Source organism: Oerskovia sp. Root918 (genome assembly GCF_001428945.1).
In the GTDB taxonomy this organism is placed as follows: Bacteria; Actinomycetota; Actinomycetes; order Actinomycetales; family Cellulomonadaceae; genus Oerskovia; species Oerskovia enterophila.
Window position 1 is genome coordinate 1 of the sequence record NZ_LMJG01000011.1, and the last position, 16,534, is coordinate 16,534.

Sequence of the window (16,534 nt, forward strand, 5' to 3'; positions counted from 1 at the left end):
TCGACTTCTTCGTCGTCACGTTGCGTTGACCGAYCGCGGYGCGATCGCGATCGACGACGTCATGCGCACCAACGTGCCCCACATCTACGCGATCGGTGACGTCACCGCGAAGCTCATGCTCGCGCACGTCGCCGAGGCGCAGGGAGTCGTCGCGTCCGAGACCATCGGCGGTGCCGAGACCATGACGCTGGGCGACTACCGCATGATGCCGCGCGCGACGTTCTGCCAGCCGCAGATCGCCAGCTTCGGCCTCACCGAGCAGCAGGCCCGCGACGAGGGCTACGACGTCAAGGTCTCCAAGTTCCCCTTCACCGCCAACGGCAAGGCACACGGCCTGGGCGAGCCCACGGGCTTCGTCAAGYTCGTCGCCGATGCCCGCTACGGCGAGCTCCTCGGCGGCCACCTGATCGGCCCGGACGCGTCCGAGCTSCTGCCCGAGCTCACGCTCGCGCAGRAGTGGGACCTCACGGCGTCCGAGCTGGGGCGCAACGTGCACACGCACCCGACGCTCTCGGAGGCCGTGCAGGAGGCCATTCACGGGCTCGCGGGGCACATGATCAACTTCTGACCTGGTTGGTTGGTTGGTCGGTAGGAGAGGGATCGTCATCCCCGTCTATCAAGGCGCCAAGACNCTCACGGCGTCCGAGCTGGGGCGCAACGTGCACACGCACCCGACGCTCTCGGAGGCCGTGCAGGAGGCCATTCACGGGCTCGCGGGGCACATGATCAACTTCTGACCTGGTTGGTTGGTTGGTCGGTAGGAGAGGGAACCCGGATCCGCGAGTTTCGCGGATTCGGGCCCGCCCGACGGTAGGCTCCGCGAGAGCAGCGTCGGCCAGGCCGGTCAACGCTGTGCGAAGATGTGACGGACGCGTCGCCAATAGACTCTCTCGGTGATCACTGGTGAGCTGAAGAGCAAGATCGACCGCGTCTGGGACGCTTTCTGGTTGGCTGGAATCTCGAACCCGATCGAGGTGATCGAACAGATCACGCACCTGCTGTTCGTCCGTCGGTTGGACGAGCTGCAGACTCTGAAGGAGAACCGGGCGAACCGGACCGGTCAGCCGATCCAGGACCCGATCTTCCCCGCTGGCAACTCGCCGACCGGTGTTCCGTTCGAGGCCTTGCGGTGGAAGTCGTTCAAGAACGAGTCTCCCGAGAACGCGTACGCCGTGGTCGACAACCATGTCTTCCCGTTCCTGCGGACTCTCGGCAGCGACGGGTCGACGTACTCCTCCCACATGGAAGGCGCGCGTCTGACGATCCCGACGCCCGGCCTGCTCGCCAAGGTCATCGACATGCTGAACGACGTGCCGATGAACCGTCGCGACACCAACGGTGACCTGTACGAGTACATGCTCGGCAAGCTCAGCGCGTCGGGGCAGAACGGTCAGTTCCGCACGCCGCGCCACCTGATCGACCTCATGGTGCGCATGACGGCGCCGACACCGAAGGACTCGATCTGCGACCCTGCCTGCGGCACCGCAGGATTCCTCATGGCAGCGAGCGAGTACGTCCGCGACGAGTTCGGGGACGACCTGCACGACCCCGCGACGCGCGACCACTTCCACGAGTCGATGTTCCACGGGTACGACTTCGACCGGACGATGCTGCGTATTGGGTCGATGAACATGCTCATGCACGGTGTCGAGAAGCCCGACATCCGCTACCGCGACTCGCTGTCGCAGGCAGCGGGCGGCGACGAGGGCAAGTACTCGTTGATCCTCGCCAACCCGCCCTTCGCGGGCTCGCTCGACTACGAGGCCGTGTCCAGGGACCTGCTCAAGGTCGTCAAAACCAAGAAGACCGAGCTGCTGTTCCTCGCACGCATCCTCAAGCTCCTCCAGCCGGGGGGCCGGGCCGCAGTCGTCGTGCCCGACGGCGTCCTGTTCGGCTCCTCCACGGCGCACCGCGCGCTGCGGCGAATACTGGTCGAGAACCACAAACTCGACGCCGTGGTGAAGCTGCCGGCCGGGGCGTTCAAGCCGTACGCCGGGGTCTCGACCGCGATCCTGTTCTTCACCCGCACCGACTCCGGCGGCACGGACGACGTGTGGTTCTACGACATCCAGGCCGACGGCTGGTCCCTGGACGACAAGCGCCAGCCGCTGCTCGACGCCGGACAGCTCGGTGCCGCTCCCGACGAGGCGTTCGTCGTCGCGAACCACGCGAAGAACAACCTGCCCGACGTGCTCGACCGCTGGCACCAGCGCGACGCCTCCGAGAAGTCCCGCCCGCGGACTGCGCAGTCGTTCTGCGTACCCAAGGCCGAAATCGTGGGCAACGACTACGACTTCTCGCTCAATCGCTATCGCTTCCAAGGAGCGAGCAGTCGACTTAAGTTGGGCCATCATGTCGTCTCACCCCTTCCGAAGAATGGGGTTGATGGGTTTCTGGTTGTCAATCATAGAAGTATCAGACTGTCTGGGCTAGAAATCGATCCCTTAGCAGCAGAAAGGGCGGTCGGGCGGGTTACGCCACTCCGCGAAGGTGACATAATCTGTCGTACGATTGGGGAGCCGCGTTTCATGGCCATCGGGCCAATACTCGATTCGCAACCGCTCGCCGCCGATAAGTCGCTACATGTAATTCGGCCAGAAAAAGTCGCCCCCGATGTACTTTTGGCGATCTTGCGCAGCGAGTACGTCTCTCAGAGGATCGAGGCGCGGCGATACTCCGGCCCCGGAATGCCGAGGATCACCTACGAGAATCTTCTCCAGGTCGAGCTCCCGCAGTTGCCATCGTCCAACTTCGAGGGGTTCGACGGGCTGCCGCTAGAACGGCTCAGAGGGAAGGCTGAGCGCCTTGTTGCGACGCTTGAGGCTCGGGCTGGCCAGGCGTTTTCGGCATTGGAGGGAGACGCTGCGCTGCTAGAGTATATGGACACTGTTACGGATGCCTCGGCGGCTGGCCGAGCGATCGACCAGCTATCCACCGCGCTTTCAATTGCACAACTGACATTTCCGCATCCAATCGCGAGGCAGCTTCGAGCGTATAGCATTGCTCGGACAAGTGGAGATCCCCGAGCGGAAAGCGAGGCGGTGCTCCACTTGTTTGAGGCGTGTCTAATTACGCTTGGAGCAACACTCGGTGGCTGCCTTGCAAGTCTGTCTGGCACCTTAAATGGCAATTGGCGTAATAATCTTCGGAAGCGCGCCCTGTCGTTCGGCGATTGGCACCGCCTTGCCAGTGCGTCGGCATCCGATCTTCTTGCCAGAGGAGTTTCTCTTAGTGGCCTTGCCGATGCTGCAAAGCAAGGCAGTGAGCTCGATTCCTTGCTCAAGGACTTCATTTCCTGGCGAAATCATAGATCGCATGGAAGTGGCCCACGTACCCGCTCGGACTTTCTTGTTGACAACGGCGAACGCCGTCTAAAGATCGACTATCTGATTAAAAGTCTAAGGCCGATGACTCGCCTTCAATGGCGGGTGGTGGATGATCTTGATTGGGATCCAAATGATCAGGTCTTTCGTACCCGGATTCGTGACCTCCGCGGCGATCATCCGGACTTTTCGGTGGCCGAGACTACGCGGACTTCCCCAGTTGCGCGCGGGCAGGTCATGGTGAGTGATGGCAGTCGCGAGTGGTCGCTCGACGGCGTTCTCCGCTACGCGCCGTGTCGAGAGTGTGGGAACGATGAGTTTTTTTACCCAGACTCACGGTCGGAAGATGGTCTTCTTTATCGCAGCCTTGGCCGGGGGCATGTCGTAACGTCGGACTTTAGTGAATTGCCAACTTATCTACGGGCTATTGTGGACCGTGACTAGAGGTGCGGTGGTCGGTCACATGATCGCTATTCGCCATGTGGAGCGTGGATATTCGCCTCATGTGTGGCAGACGTTTGGAATTGTGTCTCCAGTAGGCCCTAGGTGGTAGGTGCCTCGCCAGCGGCGAGTGGCGGGCCGATGTCGACTGCTCCCGGGGCGATCACCCGATACCGAACTCCCGCCGCAGCATCTCGCCGACCATCCCGGGGACGTCGACGGTCCCGGGGTGCAGTGCGTCGTAGACCTGGAGCCCTTCCCAGGTCGAGATGACGAGCGCCGCGCGCTCCTCGGGTGAGGCCCCAGTGTCCGCGAGGACCCCCCGCGAACGCTGCGACCGGATCATCCCGCCGATGACCCCGACGAGGACCTGGTGCCGCTGCTGCAGCACCGTCCGCGCGGGGTGCCCATCGGTGCCAGCCTCGGCCGAGAGGGTCGAGAGGAGCTGGACCAGCCCGGGCGCTTCCCGGTTGCGCTCGGCGACGTGGACGAACCCGTCGACGAGGTCCTCGGGGGCGAAGTTCGTGGGCATCTGGGGCGGCGCGTGCTGCGCGTCGTGCCACTCGATGACGGCCAGGAGCAGCGCGGTCTTGGTGCCGAAGTGGTGCAGGAGGGTCGAGTGGTCGACCCCGGCCTCACGGGCGATGCCTCGCAGGGAGGCTCCGTAGAACCCCTTCTGGGCGAAGGCTTCTGCGGCGCGGGTGACGATCGACTGCTTGGTCGCCCGCCCGGTGGCGTACCCCTCGGGCCGCCCCGTGGTGGCTGCTTGCTGTGTGGTCACGACGATCCTCTCCGAGGTCAGAGGCTACCCCCTCCCGTAATTCCACCAAGTGGTGGAGGTTGGGCTATCCTGACGCCGTGCTTCCTCCTGACGCCCGACGACGTGCCCGTAGCGAGATGACCCTCACCGAGAAGGCCTCGCTCACCTCAGGCGCGAACTTCTGGAACACCAAGCCGGTCGACCGGCTCGGCGTTCCCTCGATCATGCTCACCGACGGCCCCCACGGTCTGCGCAAGCAGGGCGGGGCGGCGGACCACCTCGGTCTCAACGCCAGCCTGCCCGCGACGTGCTTCCCGACCGCAGCCACGCTCGCCAACAGCTGGGACCCCGGCCTCGTGGAGCGCGTGGGCGAGGCGCTCGGCACCGAGGCCGCCGCCGAGGGCGTCAGCGTCCTGCTCGGCCCCGGCCTCAACATCAAGCGCAACCCGCTCGCGGGCCGCAACTTCGAGTACTTCTCCGAGGACCCGCTGCTCGCGGGCCGGCTCGCCGCCGCGCAGATCCGCGGTATCCAGTCCCAGGGCGTCGCCGCAAGCGCCAAGCACTTCGCGGTGAACAGCCAGGAGACGCACCGCATGTCGATGGACGAGGTCGTCGACGAGCGCGCGCTCCACGAGACCTACCTCGAGGCCTTCCGCATCGCGGTCACCGAGGGCCGGCCGTGGACCGTCATGAGCTCGTACAACAAGGTCAACGGGACCTACGCAAACGAGCACTGCGAGCTCCTCGACGAGATCCTGCGCAAGCAGTGGGGCTTCGACGGCCTCGTCGTGACCGACTGGGGCGGCAACAACGACCGCGTCGCAGGCCTGGTCGCGGGCAACGCCCTCGAGATGCCGTCGACCGACGGGGTGACCGACGCCGAGGTCGTGCGCGCGGTCCAGGAGGGGCGCCTCGACGAGGCGGTCCTCGACGCCCGTGTCGACGAGCTGCTGGCTCTCATCGCGCGCACGGAGCGCGCCCGGGCGCAGGGACCCCGCACGCCCGACGGCGCCGCACCGGTCGACCACGACGCGCACCACGCGCTCGCGGTCGAGGCGGCGCGACGCTCGGTCGTCCTGCTGCGCAACGCGCGCGGGACCCTGCCGCTCGGGTCGCACTCGGGCCGCGTCGCGGTGATCGGCGACTTCGCGGCGAGCCCCCGGTACCAGGGGGCGGGCAGCTCGCTCGTGAACCCGACCCGGGTGGACGTCGCGCTCGACGCGCTGCGGGCGAGCGAGCTGGACGTCGTCGGCTACGAGCCCGGCTACGCACGCCGCGACGCGGGCCGGGGCGCGTGGGACTCGTCGTCGTCGGTGCGACGCCGGCGCAAGGCCGTCCGCCTCGCCGAGCGCGCCGACGTCGTGCTGCTCTTCCTCGGCCTGGACGAGTCCGCCGAGGCCGAGGGGGTCGACCGGACGCACATGCGCCTCGCGCGCAATCAGCTCGCTCTCACGCGCGAGCTGACGGCGCTCGGGGTGCCGGTCGTGGTCGTGCTGGCCGGTGGCGCGCCCGTCGAACTGCCGTTCGCCGAGCACGTCGACGCGATCGTGCACGGCTACCTCGGTGGCCAGGGCGGCGGGCAGGCGATCGCCGACGTGCTGACCGGCCGGGCGGACCCCGCCGGGCGCCTCGCCGAGACGTACCCGCTGCGCTACACCGACGTGCCGTCGTCGGCGACGTTCGGGCGGACCGAGGCGACGTCCGAGCACCGCGAGAGCATCTACGTGGGGTACCGCCACGCCGACAAGGTCGGCCTGCCGGTCCGCTACCCGTTCGGCCACGGCCTGAGCTACACGACGTTCGAGCACAGCGACCTCGCCGCGGACCGCGAGGGCGTGCAGGTCACGGTCACCAACACCGGGGACCGCGCCGGGACCGAGACCGTGCAGGTCTACGTCGAGGCGCCGGGCGCGGCCGAGGGCGCGTTCCGCGCACCCCGCGAGCTCGCGGGCTTCGCGAAGGTAGCCCTGGCACCGGGCGAGAGAGCGAGCGTGAGCGTCGAGCTCGCCGAGCACGCGTTCGACGCCTACGACACGGGCGCCCACGAGTGGCGCACCGTGCCCGGCACCTACACCGTGCAGGTCGGGGCGTCGTCGCGCGACCTCCGCCTGACGGCGTGCGTCGAGATCGACGGCGAGCCCTGGACGCCCGACACCACGGATCTGCCGCACTACGTCAGCGGCAAGGTGGACCGCGTCCCGGCCGCCGAGTTCGCTGCGCTCCTGGGGCGGACGCCCCCGTCCCCGGACTGGCCCGTCGGGCAGCCGCTCACGCGCGACGACATCGTCGCCCAGGCGCGAGGCCGCGGCGGCTTCGGGGGCCTGCTGGTCGGGCTCATCGACACCGCCGGCCGACTGCTCATGGCACTGGGCCGCCCCCTGGCGGCGAACAACACCCGTTTCGCGCTCGACCTGCCGTTCCGGTCGGTGTCGCGGATGAGCGCGGGCAAGGTCGACGACGCGATGCTCGACGCCCTGCTCGTGATGGTCAACGGCCGGTTCTGGCGCGGCATGCGCCGCCTGGTCCCGGCATGGCGTGCCCACGCGAAGGCCGCGCGGGCTCCGAAGAAGGACTGAGAACGATGGCGACACGCACAGAGATCAAGCGGGACGCGGTCGCGCGCGCACAGGAGCTGCGCGCGGCCAGGCGAACCCGGCGCGCCGAGCTGAAGGCGATGGCGCCGCAGGACCGCAAGGAAGCCCAGGCGGCCGACAAGCGCGCTGCCCGGGAGGCACGGAAGGCCGCGAAGGCCGAACGGTCCGCCGCGCGCGCCGGGATGACCCGGGCCGAGCGCCGGGAGGACAGGCGACGCGCACGGATCAACCGCAAGGTCGAGCACCGTCCGCGCCGCGCCGTCGGGTGGGGAGTCACGGCCGTGGCCGTGATCGCGATCGTAGGGCTGGTCGCACCGTTCGCGAGCGCGTTCGGCCGCCTCCTGTCGATCGAGTACGACTCGTCCTCCGCCGCGGGCGTGGCGGCCCGGGAGAACGCCGCCCTGGTCTCGGAGGACATCTCCGACGAGGGAATCGTCCTGCTCAAGAACGAGGACGACCTCCTGCCGCTTGCCGACGACGCCCTCAACGTGTTCAGCTTCGCGTCCTTCAACCTCATCCTCGGCGGCGGCGGGTCCGGCGGCAGCAACCAGTCGCAGGCCGTGACCTTCTACGACGCGCTCGCCGAGCAGGGGATCGCGGTCAACCCCGAGCTCAAGGCGACCATGGAGGAGGCCGGCGCCAAGACCGAGACCGGTGGCGGCAACGGCCTCGTGCAGATCGCGAGCTCGGTGCTGAGCCCGGGCGAGGGCGAGCCTGCACCCGACTACCTCACCGAGGACGTCATGGCCCAGGCTGCCGAGTTCTCCGGCACCGCGCTCGTGGTCATCGGCAACGACGGCGTCGAGGGGTCGGACATGACCCCCGAGCAGCTGCGGCTGACCGACGAGCAGCGCGAGCTGTTCGACGTCGTGACGGCCTCGTTCGACGACGTCGTCGTGGTCGTGAACTCGGGCAACCAGCTCGAGCTCGGGTTCCTCGACGCGTACCCGCAGATCAGGTCCGCGGTGTGGATCGGCACGCCCGGTCCCCGCGGCGCCGTCTCGCTCGCCAAGGTGCTGACGGGGGACGTGAACCCGTCGGGCCGCCTGACCGACACCTACGCCTACGACGTGACCAGCGCCCCGGCGGTCGCCAACGTCGGTGACTTCGACTACGCGAACACCAAGCGCTCCTACATGGACTACGAAGAGAGCATCTACGTCGGCTACCGCTACTACGAGACGCGCTACGCGGGCGACGAGGCGGGCTACGCCGAGGCCGTGCAGTTCCCGTTCGGCCACGGCCTGAGCTACACCACGTTCGCGCACGAGGCCACGGCACCGCGCGTCGACGGCGAGACGGTCAGCATCGACGTCACGGTGACCAACACGGGCGACGTCGCGGGCAAGGACGTCGTGCAGGCGTACTTCTCCGCTCCGTACACGCCGGGCGGCATCGAGAAGTCCGCGATCGAGCTCGCGGGCTACGACAAGACCAGGATGCTCCAGCCGGGGGAGTCCGAGACTCTGACCGTCACGTTCGACGTGCGCGACATGGCCTCGTGGGACACCGAGGGCCACGGCGCGTACCTGCTCGAGGCCGGGACGTACCAGATCTCGGTGCGCACCGACGTGCACACGCCGGTCGCGCAGTTCGAGCACGTGGTGGCCGAGGACGTCGTCTACGACACCGACGCCGACACCGGTCACGAGCTGACCAACCGCTTCGACTACGTCGAGGGCGACCTGACCTACCTCTCGCGCGCCGACTGGGACGGCACGTTCCCGCAGGCTCCCGAGGCCGGGGCCACGGCCTCCGACGAGCTGCTCGCGCGCATGGACCCGCAGATCGAGCCCGCCGAGGGCGAGACCCCGACCTACGGCGCCGACAACGGCCTCGTCCTGGCCGACCTGGCCGGCCTCGACCGTGACGACCCGCAGTGGGAGGAGTTCCTCGACCAGCTCACGCTCGACGAGCAGATCGACCTCTTCGCCAAGGGCGCCTACCGCACGCACGAGGTCGAGCGGCTGGGCATCCCCGCGATGGACCTGCTCGACGGGCCGGCAGGACTCAACTCGCTCTTCAGCCCGCTCGAGGCGGCCGCCTACCCGACCCAGGTCGTCGTGGGCGCGACGTGGAACGACGAGCTCGCGTACGCGCTCGGCGAGTCCGTGGGGACCGAGGCCAACGCCTACGAGATCGAGGGCTGGTACGCCCCCGGCATGAACCTGCACCGTTCCGCGCTGGGCGGGCGCGACTTCGAGTACTTCTCGGAGGACCCGCACCTGTCGGGCATGCTGTCCGCCGCGATGGTCTCGGGCGCCGAGAGCAAGGGCGTCCTGACGTTCATGAAGCACTTCGCGCTCAACGAGCAGGAGGTCAACGCCCGGTCGGGCGTGAACGTGTTCGTCGACGAGCAGGCCCTGCGCGAGCTGTACCTCGAGCCGTTCGAGATCACGGTCAAGGAGGCCGGCCCGACGGGCGCGATGAGCTCGTTCATCAACATCGGCGGCGTGTGGGCCGGTGGCAACGAGCAGCTCCTGCAGGACGTGCTCCGCGGCGAGTGGGGCTTCCAGGGAGTCGTCTCGACCGACGCGGTGCTCGGCTCCTGGATGGACCCCGGCCTCGCGGCCCGCTACGGCAACGACCTCATGCTCGCGATGCTCCCGGGGTCCGACAAGGCCACCAGGGCCGCGGTCGAGGAGGACCCGGTCGGGGTTGGGAACGGTCTGCGCGACCGCGTCCACACCATCCTGTACACGGTCCTGCAGACCAACCTGTTCGACTGATCCGGGCGCGCCGCCCCGGGCCCCGGTGGGAGGCTCCACCTCCCGCCGGGGCCGGGCAGGGCTTGGACCACCCAGGCGCCCGACGACGGAGCGCACCTTCCCCGCGACGGTGCGCTCCGGCGTCGGGCGCCTTCAGCGTGCCCGCGCCGGGGCAATTCCCTCGCCGCAGCCGTGCCGGTCCCGCTAGCGTCCCGCCCATGACTCTCACCCCGCGCCGAGGCCCTCGTCCCACCACGTCCGACGAGGGGCCGCACCGGCAGGTCGACCAGCGGGCACCCGCCCCGCTGTGGGGCGAGCTCGTGCTCGCAGCGACCACGATCGAGGGCGTCCGCGAAGGGCACAGCTCGGTCTCCCCGGCGTCCTCCCGGGCGCTGTTCCTCGACGGCCACGAGCGCACCACGAACCCCACGACGTCTCTCGCGGCGCCCGACCAGCGACTCGAACCGGTCCACCTGCACGGCGTGACCGACACGAGCCTGCACCTGTGCCTGCCGCGTGAGCGAGCCCAGGAGGTCTGCGCCGCGGGCTGGGGCGAGGCGCACCAGTACGCGGACCACTCGACCGAGATCATGGTCTACGGGCCGCGGGACGTCGACGAGCTGGCCGTGGTCCTGGGGCTGGTGCGCGAGAGCCTGGACCTCGCACGGGCGCTCAACGCGTAGCCCCGAGCCGAGGAGCATCGAGGTAGAGGGTCCGCGTCGAGGTAGAGGGCCCGAGGCCTCTACCTCGGCCTCAGGCCTCTGTCTCGGCCCCAGCCCTCTACCTCGCGCCCCCGGGCGCCAGCACCTCGACCGACACGAGCGCGATGTCGTCCTCGGTGGTCTGCGGCACGAGCCGGGCGAGCAGCGCGTCGAGGAGGTCCTCCCGCGAGCGGCCGGCGAGCTCCTCGACGACGCCCGGCAGCCGGTCGAGCGCCTCCCGCAGCCGCGTGCCGCGCCGCTCGACGAGGCCGTCGGTGTAGAGGAGCAGCACGTCCCCGGGGTGCACGAGCGTGGTGTGGTCCGTCCGGGACGCGTCCGAGCCGATGCCGAGCAACCGGTCGTTGTGCCGCGCGAGGAGCTCGGCCGAACCGTCGGCCCGCACCATGACGGGCGGTGGGTGCCCGGCCGAGACCCACGTGAGCGTCCGGTCGCCGGTCGGCCCGGGGAGCCCCACGAGCGCCGCGGCCACCGTCGCGACCGCGTCGATGCCGAGCCCGTCGGCCGCCCGCTCGGTGCGTTCGAGGATGCCCGCGGGCGAGTCGCCCGACTCGTACGCGACGCCCCGCATCACGCCCCGGAGCTGGCCCATGGTCGCGGCCGCGGAGATGTCGTGGCCGACGACGTCCCCGACGACCACGAGCGTGCACCCGCACGAGAGCTCGAACGCGTCGTACCAGTCGCCGCCGACGTGCATCTCGCGCGAGGCGGGCCGGTAGCGGACGTCGATGCGCAGCCCCTCGGGCTGGGCGGGCGGGGTCAGGATCGAGTCCTGGAGCGCGAGCGCGGCACGCCGCTCGCGGTCGAAGCTCTCCTGGAACCTGCCGAGCGAGGACCCCAGGTGCAGGGCGTGGTCGACCACCGCGGCGTCGAGCCCGATCTGCTGGCCCGCCGCGGTCCGCTGCGAGCTCTGCACGATGTCGGTCACGTCCTCCGCGCGGTGCACGAGCGCGGCCACGCGGCCGCTGGCGTCGAAGACGGGGATGTTGGTCATGAGCCAGTGGCGTTCGAGCCACTCGTCCGGCCGGTCGCCGGGCACGTCGATGCGCAGCGGCCCGAGCAGGTCGATCCGCCCGGTCTGCAGGACGCGCTGCAACGAGTCGACGACCCGCGCGACGCGCTCGTCGTCAGCGGGGGAGAAGGCGAAGCCTGCGTTGAGCGGGCGTCCGACGAGCGCGGTCGCGGGCAGCCCGAGCATGTCGAGGTAGGCGTCGTTGACGTCGAGGACCGTCAGGTCGGGGGACAGCAGGACCTTGGGCGCGGACAGGGCGGCGAAGACCGCGCGGTAGTCGAGCCTGTCGGCTGCGGGCGAGGGGCTCGCGTCGTCGGCCGGGCGCTCGGTGCGCGGCGCGGACCCCCGTGCCGCCCTCGCGCGGCCGCTCGTCACGTCTCGCGCGTCGTCCGTCATCGGATCGGCCTCTTCCCCTGCGTCCTTCCCTCAGCATGGCGGACAAGTCGTGCGTCCGCAGAAGTGCGCGCGGAGGGGGCCGGAAGGGTCTCGCGGAGCGGATGCCCGACGGCGGGGCGCGCCGTCCGTGGGAAGGTGCGCCCCGCCGTCGGGCCGCTGGGGGAGCGTCAGCTCACGTTGTCCGTGTAGTCGACGTCCTTGGTCTCCTTGCTCACGAGCAGCGCCACGAGCGTCAGGACCGACATGGCCGACAGGTAGACCCCGACGAGCACGGGCGAGCCGTCGGCCTGCTCCCACAGCGCGACCGCGATGAACGGCGCGACGGCCGCCCCGAGGATCGACGACAGGTTGTAGGCGATCGCGGAGCCCGTGTACCGGACGTTGGCGGGGAAGAGCTCGGGCAGGATCGCGGCCATGGGGCCGAACGTCAGACCCATGAGCGTGAAGCCCACGATCAGGAGCGTCATGACGCCCACGGTCCCGCCCGTGAACAGCGGCACGAACAGTGCGCCGAACACGATGATCGCGACGGTCGTCCAGATGAGGTGCTTGCGGCGGCCGAACCGCTCGGCCATCGGGCCCGAGACGAGTGTGAAGATCCCGAAGAACACGACGCCGACGATGAGCATCACGAGGAAGTCGGTGCGTGCGTAGCCGAGACCCGGCGCGCCGCCGCTGCCCGCGGCGACCTCGGCGGGCGCGGTGCCGAACGTCAGCGTGAACGTCGTCATGAGGTAGAACAGCACGTAGGTCGCGAGCATGATGAACGTGCCGAGCACGATCTGGCGCCACGACGAGCGGAACACCTGCGCCACGGGCAGCTTGGCGACCGCGCCGGTCTCCACGACCTTCTGGAACGCGGGCGTCTCGACGAGCCGCAGGCGCACCCACAGGCCCACGATCACGAGGAGCGCGCTGGCCAGGAAGGGCACGCGCCAGCCCCACGCGGCGAACTGCGCGTCGGTCAGCGTCTCGGCGAGGACCAGGAACGTGGTGTTCGCGAGGATGAAGCCGATGGGCGCCCCGAGCTGGGGGAACGTGCCCCAGATCGCGCGCTTGCCCGCGGGGGCGTTCTCGGTCGCGAGCAGGGCCGCGCCGCTCCACTCGCCGCCGAGCCCCAGGCCCTGGCAGAAGCGCATGAGGACGAGCAGCGCGGGCGCGAGCACGGCCCACCCGGGCGTGGTCGACGGCGGCAGCAGGCCGATGAGGAACGTCGCGACGCCCATGGTCAGGAGCGAGGCGACGAGCGTGCCCTTGCGTCCGATCCGGTCGCCGTAGTGGCCGAACACGATCGACCCGAGCGGACGCGCCACGAACGCGACCCCGAACACCGCGAACGACGCGAGCAGCTGGGAGGTCCCGCCGTCGAGCGCCGAGAAGAAGACGGTCGGGAAGACGAGCACGGCCGCGGTCGCGTAGGCGTAGAAGTCGTAGAACTCGATCGACGTGCCGATGAGGCTCGCGAAGATCACGCGGCCCTTGCTGTTGACCGGGGCGTCGGGTTCGGCGGACGGGTGGACGGCCGTAGTGGTCACGGGGGTGTGCTCCTGGTGCAGAGGATGGGTTCGGGGAGGTCTCCCTGCGCGCCGGAGGGGACCGTACTACCCGGTAACTTCCCTCCCACGGTAAGGACCGTGACCACATGGCGAAGTGGCCGTCTCGCGATGTGGTCATCACGAGGGCCAGGGGCATGATGGGAGGACGACCCCCTCACGAAGGAGAACCATGCCCCTGCCCCTCCAGCCGACTCTGGACTTCGTCACCGGGCTGCCCAAGGCCGAGCTCCACCTGCACCTCGAAGGCACGCTCGAGCCGGACCTCAAGCTCCGCCTCGCCGAGCGCAACGGCATCGACATCGGCCAGAGCACGGTCGAGGAGGTCCAGGCGACCTACCGGTTCACCGACCTCACGAGCTTCCTCGCGGTCTACTACCCGGCCATGGACGTGCTGCAGACCGAGGACGACTTCTTCGAGCTCGCCCACGCATACCTCCTGCGCGCGGCGGCCAACGGCGTCCAGCACGCCGAGATGTTCTTCGACCCCCAGGCCCACACCTCGCGCGGCGTCCCGTTCGAGGCCGTCGTCAAGGGCTACCACCGCGCCGCGGCCGCCGCAGCAGACTTCGGCGTCGACGCCGACCTCATCCTGTGCTTCCTGCGCGACCACTCGGCCGAGAGCGCGGCCGAGACCCTCGAGGCGTCGGTGCCGTTCAAGGACCTGATCCTGGGCGTGGGCCTCGACTCCGACGAGCGGGGCAACCCGCCCGAGAAGTTCACCGCGGTGTTCGCGCGCGCCCGTGAGCTCGGCTACCGCCTGACGATGCACTGCGACATCGACCAGGTCGGCAGCATCGACAACATTCGCACGGTCCTCGAGACCATCCAGGTCGACCGCATCGACCACGGCACCAACATCGTCGAGGACCCGGCGCTCGTCGCCGAGGTCAAGGCGCGCGGCATCGGCCTGACGAGCTGCCCCGTGTCCAACAGCTTCGTGACCGACGACATGAAGGCCGCCGAGGTCGCCCAGCTCCTGCGCGACGGCGTGAAGATCACGATCAACTCCGACGACCCCGCGTACTTCGGCGGGTACGTGGCCGACAACTACGCGGCGGTCGCCGCCAAGGCCGGCCTCACCTCCGAGGAGGTCGTGACGCTCGCGAAGAACTCGTTCGAGGCGTCCTGGATCGACGAGGACCGTCGGGCGGCCTACCTCGCGGCGGTCGACCGCTACGTCGAGCAGTACGAGCCGACCCGCCCGTAGCACGCCACAGGTGCCCGACGGCGGAGCGCGCCTCGCGCGTGAGGCGAGCCTGCGCCGTCGAGCACCTGGGTGACGGGCGCCCCTGGCGCCCACCGAGCGGGTCCGGCCGGTGTCCCTGCTGGTCAGCGAGCTCTCGCGGGCCTCGCCGTCGTCGGATCGGCCCCGGTGGGTGAATAATCTTCGGATGCCCCGCGTTGGGGGACAGGGAGCACGGCGCCGCGAGCGGCGTCCGCGCACCGACGCCCGAGCGGCCCACCAGGCCGCCGGCGGCAGGGGACGCACGGACCGAGTCGGACGCAGGACCCATCCGCACGACCATCGAGAGAGCTAGGCGACGACGACCACATGAACGATCTGCTGTACGTCAACGGTGGCACACCGCTCAACGGGACCATCACCGTGCGAGGGGCGAAGAACTTCGTCTCCAAGGCGATGGTGGCCTCCCTGCTCGGCGAGGGGCCCAGCGTGCTGCGCAACGTGCCGCAGATCCGCGACGTCGGCGTCGTGACGGGGCTGCTCGAGCTGCACGGCGTCAAGGTCGTCGCGGACGAGGTCGCGGGCACGCTGCACCTCGACCCGACCGACGTCGAGTCGGCGCACGTCGCGGACATCGACGCGCACGCCGGGTCGAGCCGCATCCCGATCCTCTTCTGCGGGCCGCTGCTGCACCGCCTGGGCGAGGCGTTCATCCCGGACCTGGGCGGGTGCCGGATCGGCGACCGCCCCATCAACTACCACCTGGACATCCTGCGCCAGTTCGGCGCCGTGGTGGACAAGCGCGAGCAGGGCATCCACATCCGCGCCCCGCGCCGCCTCCAGGGCACCAAGATCGCCCTGCCGTACCCGAGCGTCGGGGCCACCGAGCAGCTCCTGCTCACCGCGGTCCGCGCCGAGGGCATCACCGAGCTCTCGGGCGCCGCGATCGAGCCCGAGATCATGGACCTCATCGCCGTCCTGCAGAAGATGGGCGCGATCATCTCGGTCGACACCGACCGCGTGATCCGCATCGAGGGCGTCGACAAGCTCATGGGCTACCAGCACACCGCGCTGGGCGACCGCATCGAGGCGGCCTCCTGGGGCTCGGCGGCCCTCGCGACCGGCGGCGACATCACCGTCAAGGGCGCGACGCAGCCGGAGATGATGACCTTCCTCAACACGTTCCGCAAGGTCGGCGGCGAGTTCGAGGTCCAGGAGGACGGCATCCGGTTCTACCACCCGGGCGGCGACCTCAACGCGATCGTGCTCGAGACGGCCGTGCACCCGGGCTTCATGACGGACTGGCAGCAGCCCCTCGTCGTGGCGCTCACGCAGGCCAAGGGCCTGTCGATCGTGCACGAGACGGTCTACGAGAACCGCTTCGGGTTCACCGACGCGCTGCGGGGCATGGGCGCGACGATCCAGGTCTACAAGGAGTGCCTGGGCGGGCTGCCGTGCCGGTTCGGGCAGCGCAACTTCCACCACTCGGCCGTCATCTCGGGCCCCACGCCGCTGTCCGCGGCGGACATCGAGGTCCCCGACCTGCGCGGCGGGTTCAGCCACCTCATCGCGGCGCTCGCGGCCAAGGGCACGTCGACCGTGCGCGGCATCGGCCTGATCGACCGCGGGTACGAGTACTTCCAGGACAAGCTCGACGCGCTGGGAGCCGACGTCAGCCGCGGCTGACGGGCGCCGGTCACCAGGGATCGACCCACGGGCGCGGGGCGTGCTGAGGCACGCGCCGCGCCCGTCGTCGTCCGCCGGCCCGCTCACAGGCGCCGCACAGTCCCGTACCACCGGGCGCGCAGGTCGCACGGGCAGGGTGGGTCGTACGGGCGAAGG

Annotated in this window: 10 protein-coding genes; 7 read left to right on the forward strand and 3 right to left on the reverse strand. The window is 69.6% G+C overall.

Going from position 1 to position 16,534, the window contains the following annotated elements; genetic code table 11:
• Both ASE27_RS07630 and ASE27_RS07635 read left to right on the forward strand, forming a co-directional pair.
• The coding region (locus ASE27_RS07630; RefSeq protein WP_162259223.1) for an FAD-dependent oxidoreductase at positions 1-568 on the forward strand (568 nt) is incomplete at its 5' end.
• Between the two features lie 325 nt (positions 569-893).
• Positions 894-3,767: a class I SAM-dependent DNA methyltransferase gene (locus ASE27_RS07635; RefSeq protein WP_056648406.1), complete on the forward strand. Its 2,874-nt coding sequence runs from the start codon at positions 894-896 to the stop codon at positions 3,765-3,767.
• Positions 3,768-3,927: 160 nt separating this feature from the next.
• Here the strand turns inward: ASE27_RS07635 and ASE27_RS07640 are convergent, their stop codons facing one another.
• Complete coding sequence (locus tag ASE27_RS07640) at positions 3,928-4,545, reverse strand: TetR/AcrR family transcriptional regulator (protein ID WP_056648410.1); 618 nt, start codon at positions 4,543-4,545, stop codon at positions 3,928-3,930.
• Positions 4,546-4,622: 77 nt separating this feature from the next.
• Between ASE27_RS07640 and ASE27_RS07645 the strand changes: the two genes are divergently transcribed.
• The 3 genes from ASE27_RS07645 to ASE27_RS07655 all read left to right on the forward strand — a co-directional run bounded on the left by ASE27_RS07645 (position 4,623) and on the right by ASE27_RS07655 (position 10,509).
• On the forward strand, positions 4,623-7,100 hold the full coding sequence (locus ASE27_RS07645; protein WP_235535384.1) for a glycoside hydrolase family 3 C-terminal domain-containing protein: 2,478 nt from the start codon (positions 4,623-4,625) through the stop codon (positions 7,098-7,100).
• Between the two features lie 5 nt (positions 7,101-7,105).
• The gene (locus ASE27_RS07650) at positions 7,106-9,847 is read left to right on the forward strand and encodes a glycoside hydrolase family 3 N-terminal domain-containing protein (RefSeq protein WP_056648414.1); all 2,742 of its coding nucleotides are present in this window, start codon (positions 7,106-7,108) and stop codon (positions 9,845-9,847) included.
• Between the two features lie 197 nt (positions 9,848-10,044).
• Positions 10,045-10,509, forward strand: a complete 465-nt coding sequence (locus ASE27_RS07655; RefSeq protein ID WP_235535385.1) for a luciferase family protein — start codon at positions 10,045-10,047, stop codon at positions 10,507-10,509.
• A 97-nt stretch (positions 10,510-10,606) separates the two neighbouring features.
• Here the strand turns inward: ASE27_RS07655 and ASE27_RS07660 are convergent, their stop codons facing one another.
• Together ASE27_RS07660 and ASE27_RS07665 are read right to left on the reverse strand one after the other, a co-directional pair.
• On the reverse strand, positions 10,607-11,953 hold the full coding sequence (locus tag ASE27_RS07660) for a PP2C family protein-serine/threonine phosphatase (RefSeq protein ID WP_056648415.1): 1,347 nt from the start codon (positions 11,951-11,953) through the stop codon (positions 10,607-10,609).
• A gap of 167 nt (positions 11,954-12,120) precedes the next feature.
• On the reverse strand, positions 12,121-13,488 hold the full coding sequence (locus ASE27_RS07665) for an MFS transporter (RefSeq protein WP_056648417.1): 1,368 nt from the start codon (positions 13,486-13,488) through the stop codon (positions 12,121-12,123).
• A gap of 190 nt (positions 13,489-13,678) precedes the next feature.
• Here ASE27_RS07665 and ASE27_RS07670 point away from each other — a divergent pair, with 190 nt between their 5' ends.
• Both ASE27_RS07670 and murA read left to right on the forward strand, forming a co-directional pair.
• A complete protein-coding gene (locus ASE27_RS07670; RefSeq protein ID WP_056648419.1) occupies positions 13,679-14,716 on the forward strand; it encodes an adenosine deaminase in 1,038 nt (345 codons plus the stop codon).
• 345 nt (positions 14,717-15,061) lie between these two features.
• A complete protein-coding gene (gene murA / locus ASE27_RS07675) occupies positions 15,062-16,378 on the forward strand; it encodes a UDP-N-acetylglucosamine 1-carboxyvinyltransferase (RefSeq protein ID WP_056648421.1) in 1,317 nt (438 codons plus the stop codon).
• Positions 16,379-16,534 lie beyond the last annotated feature (156 nt).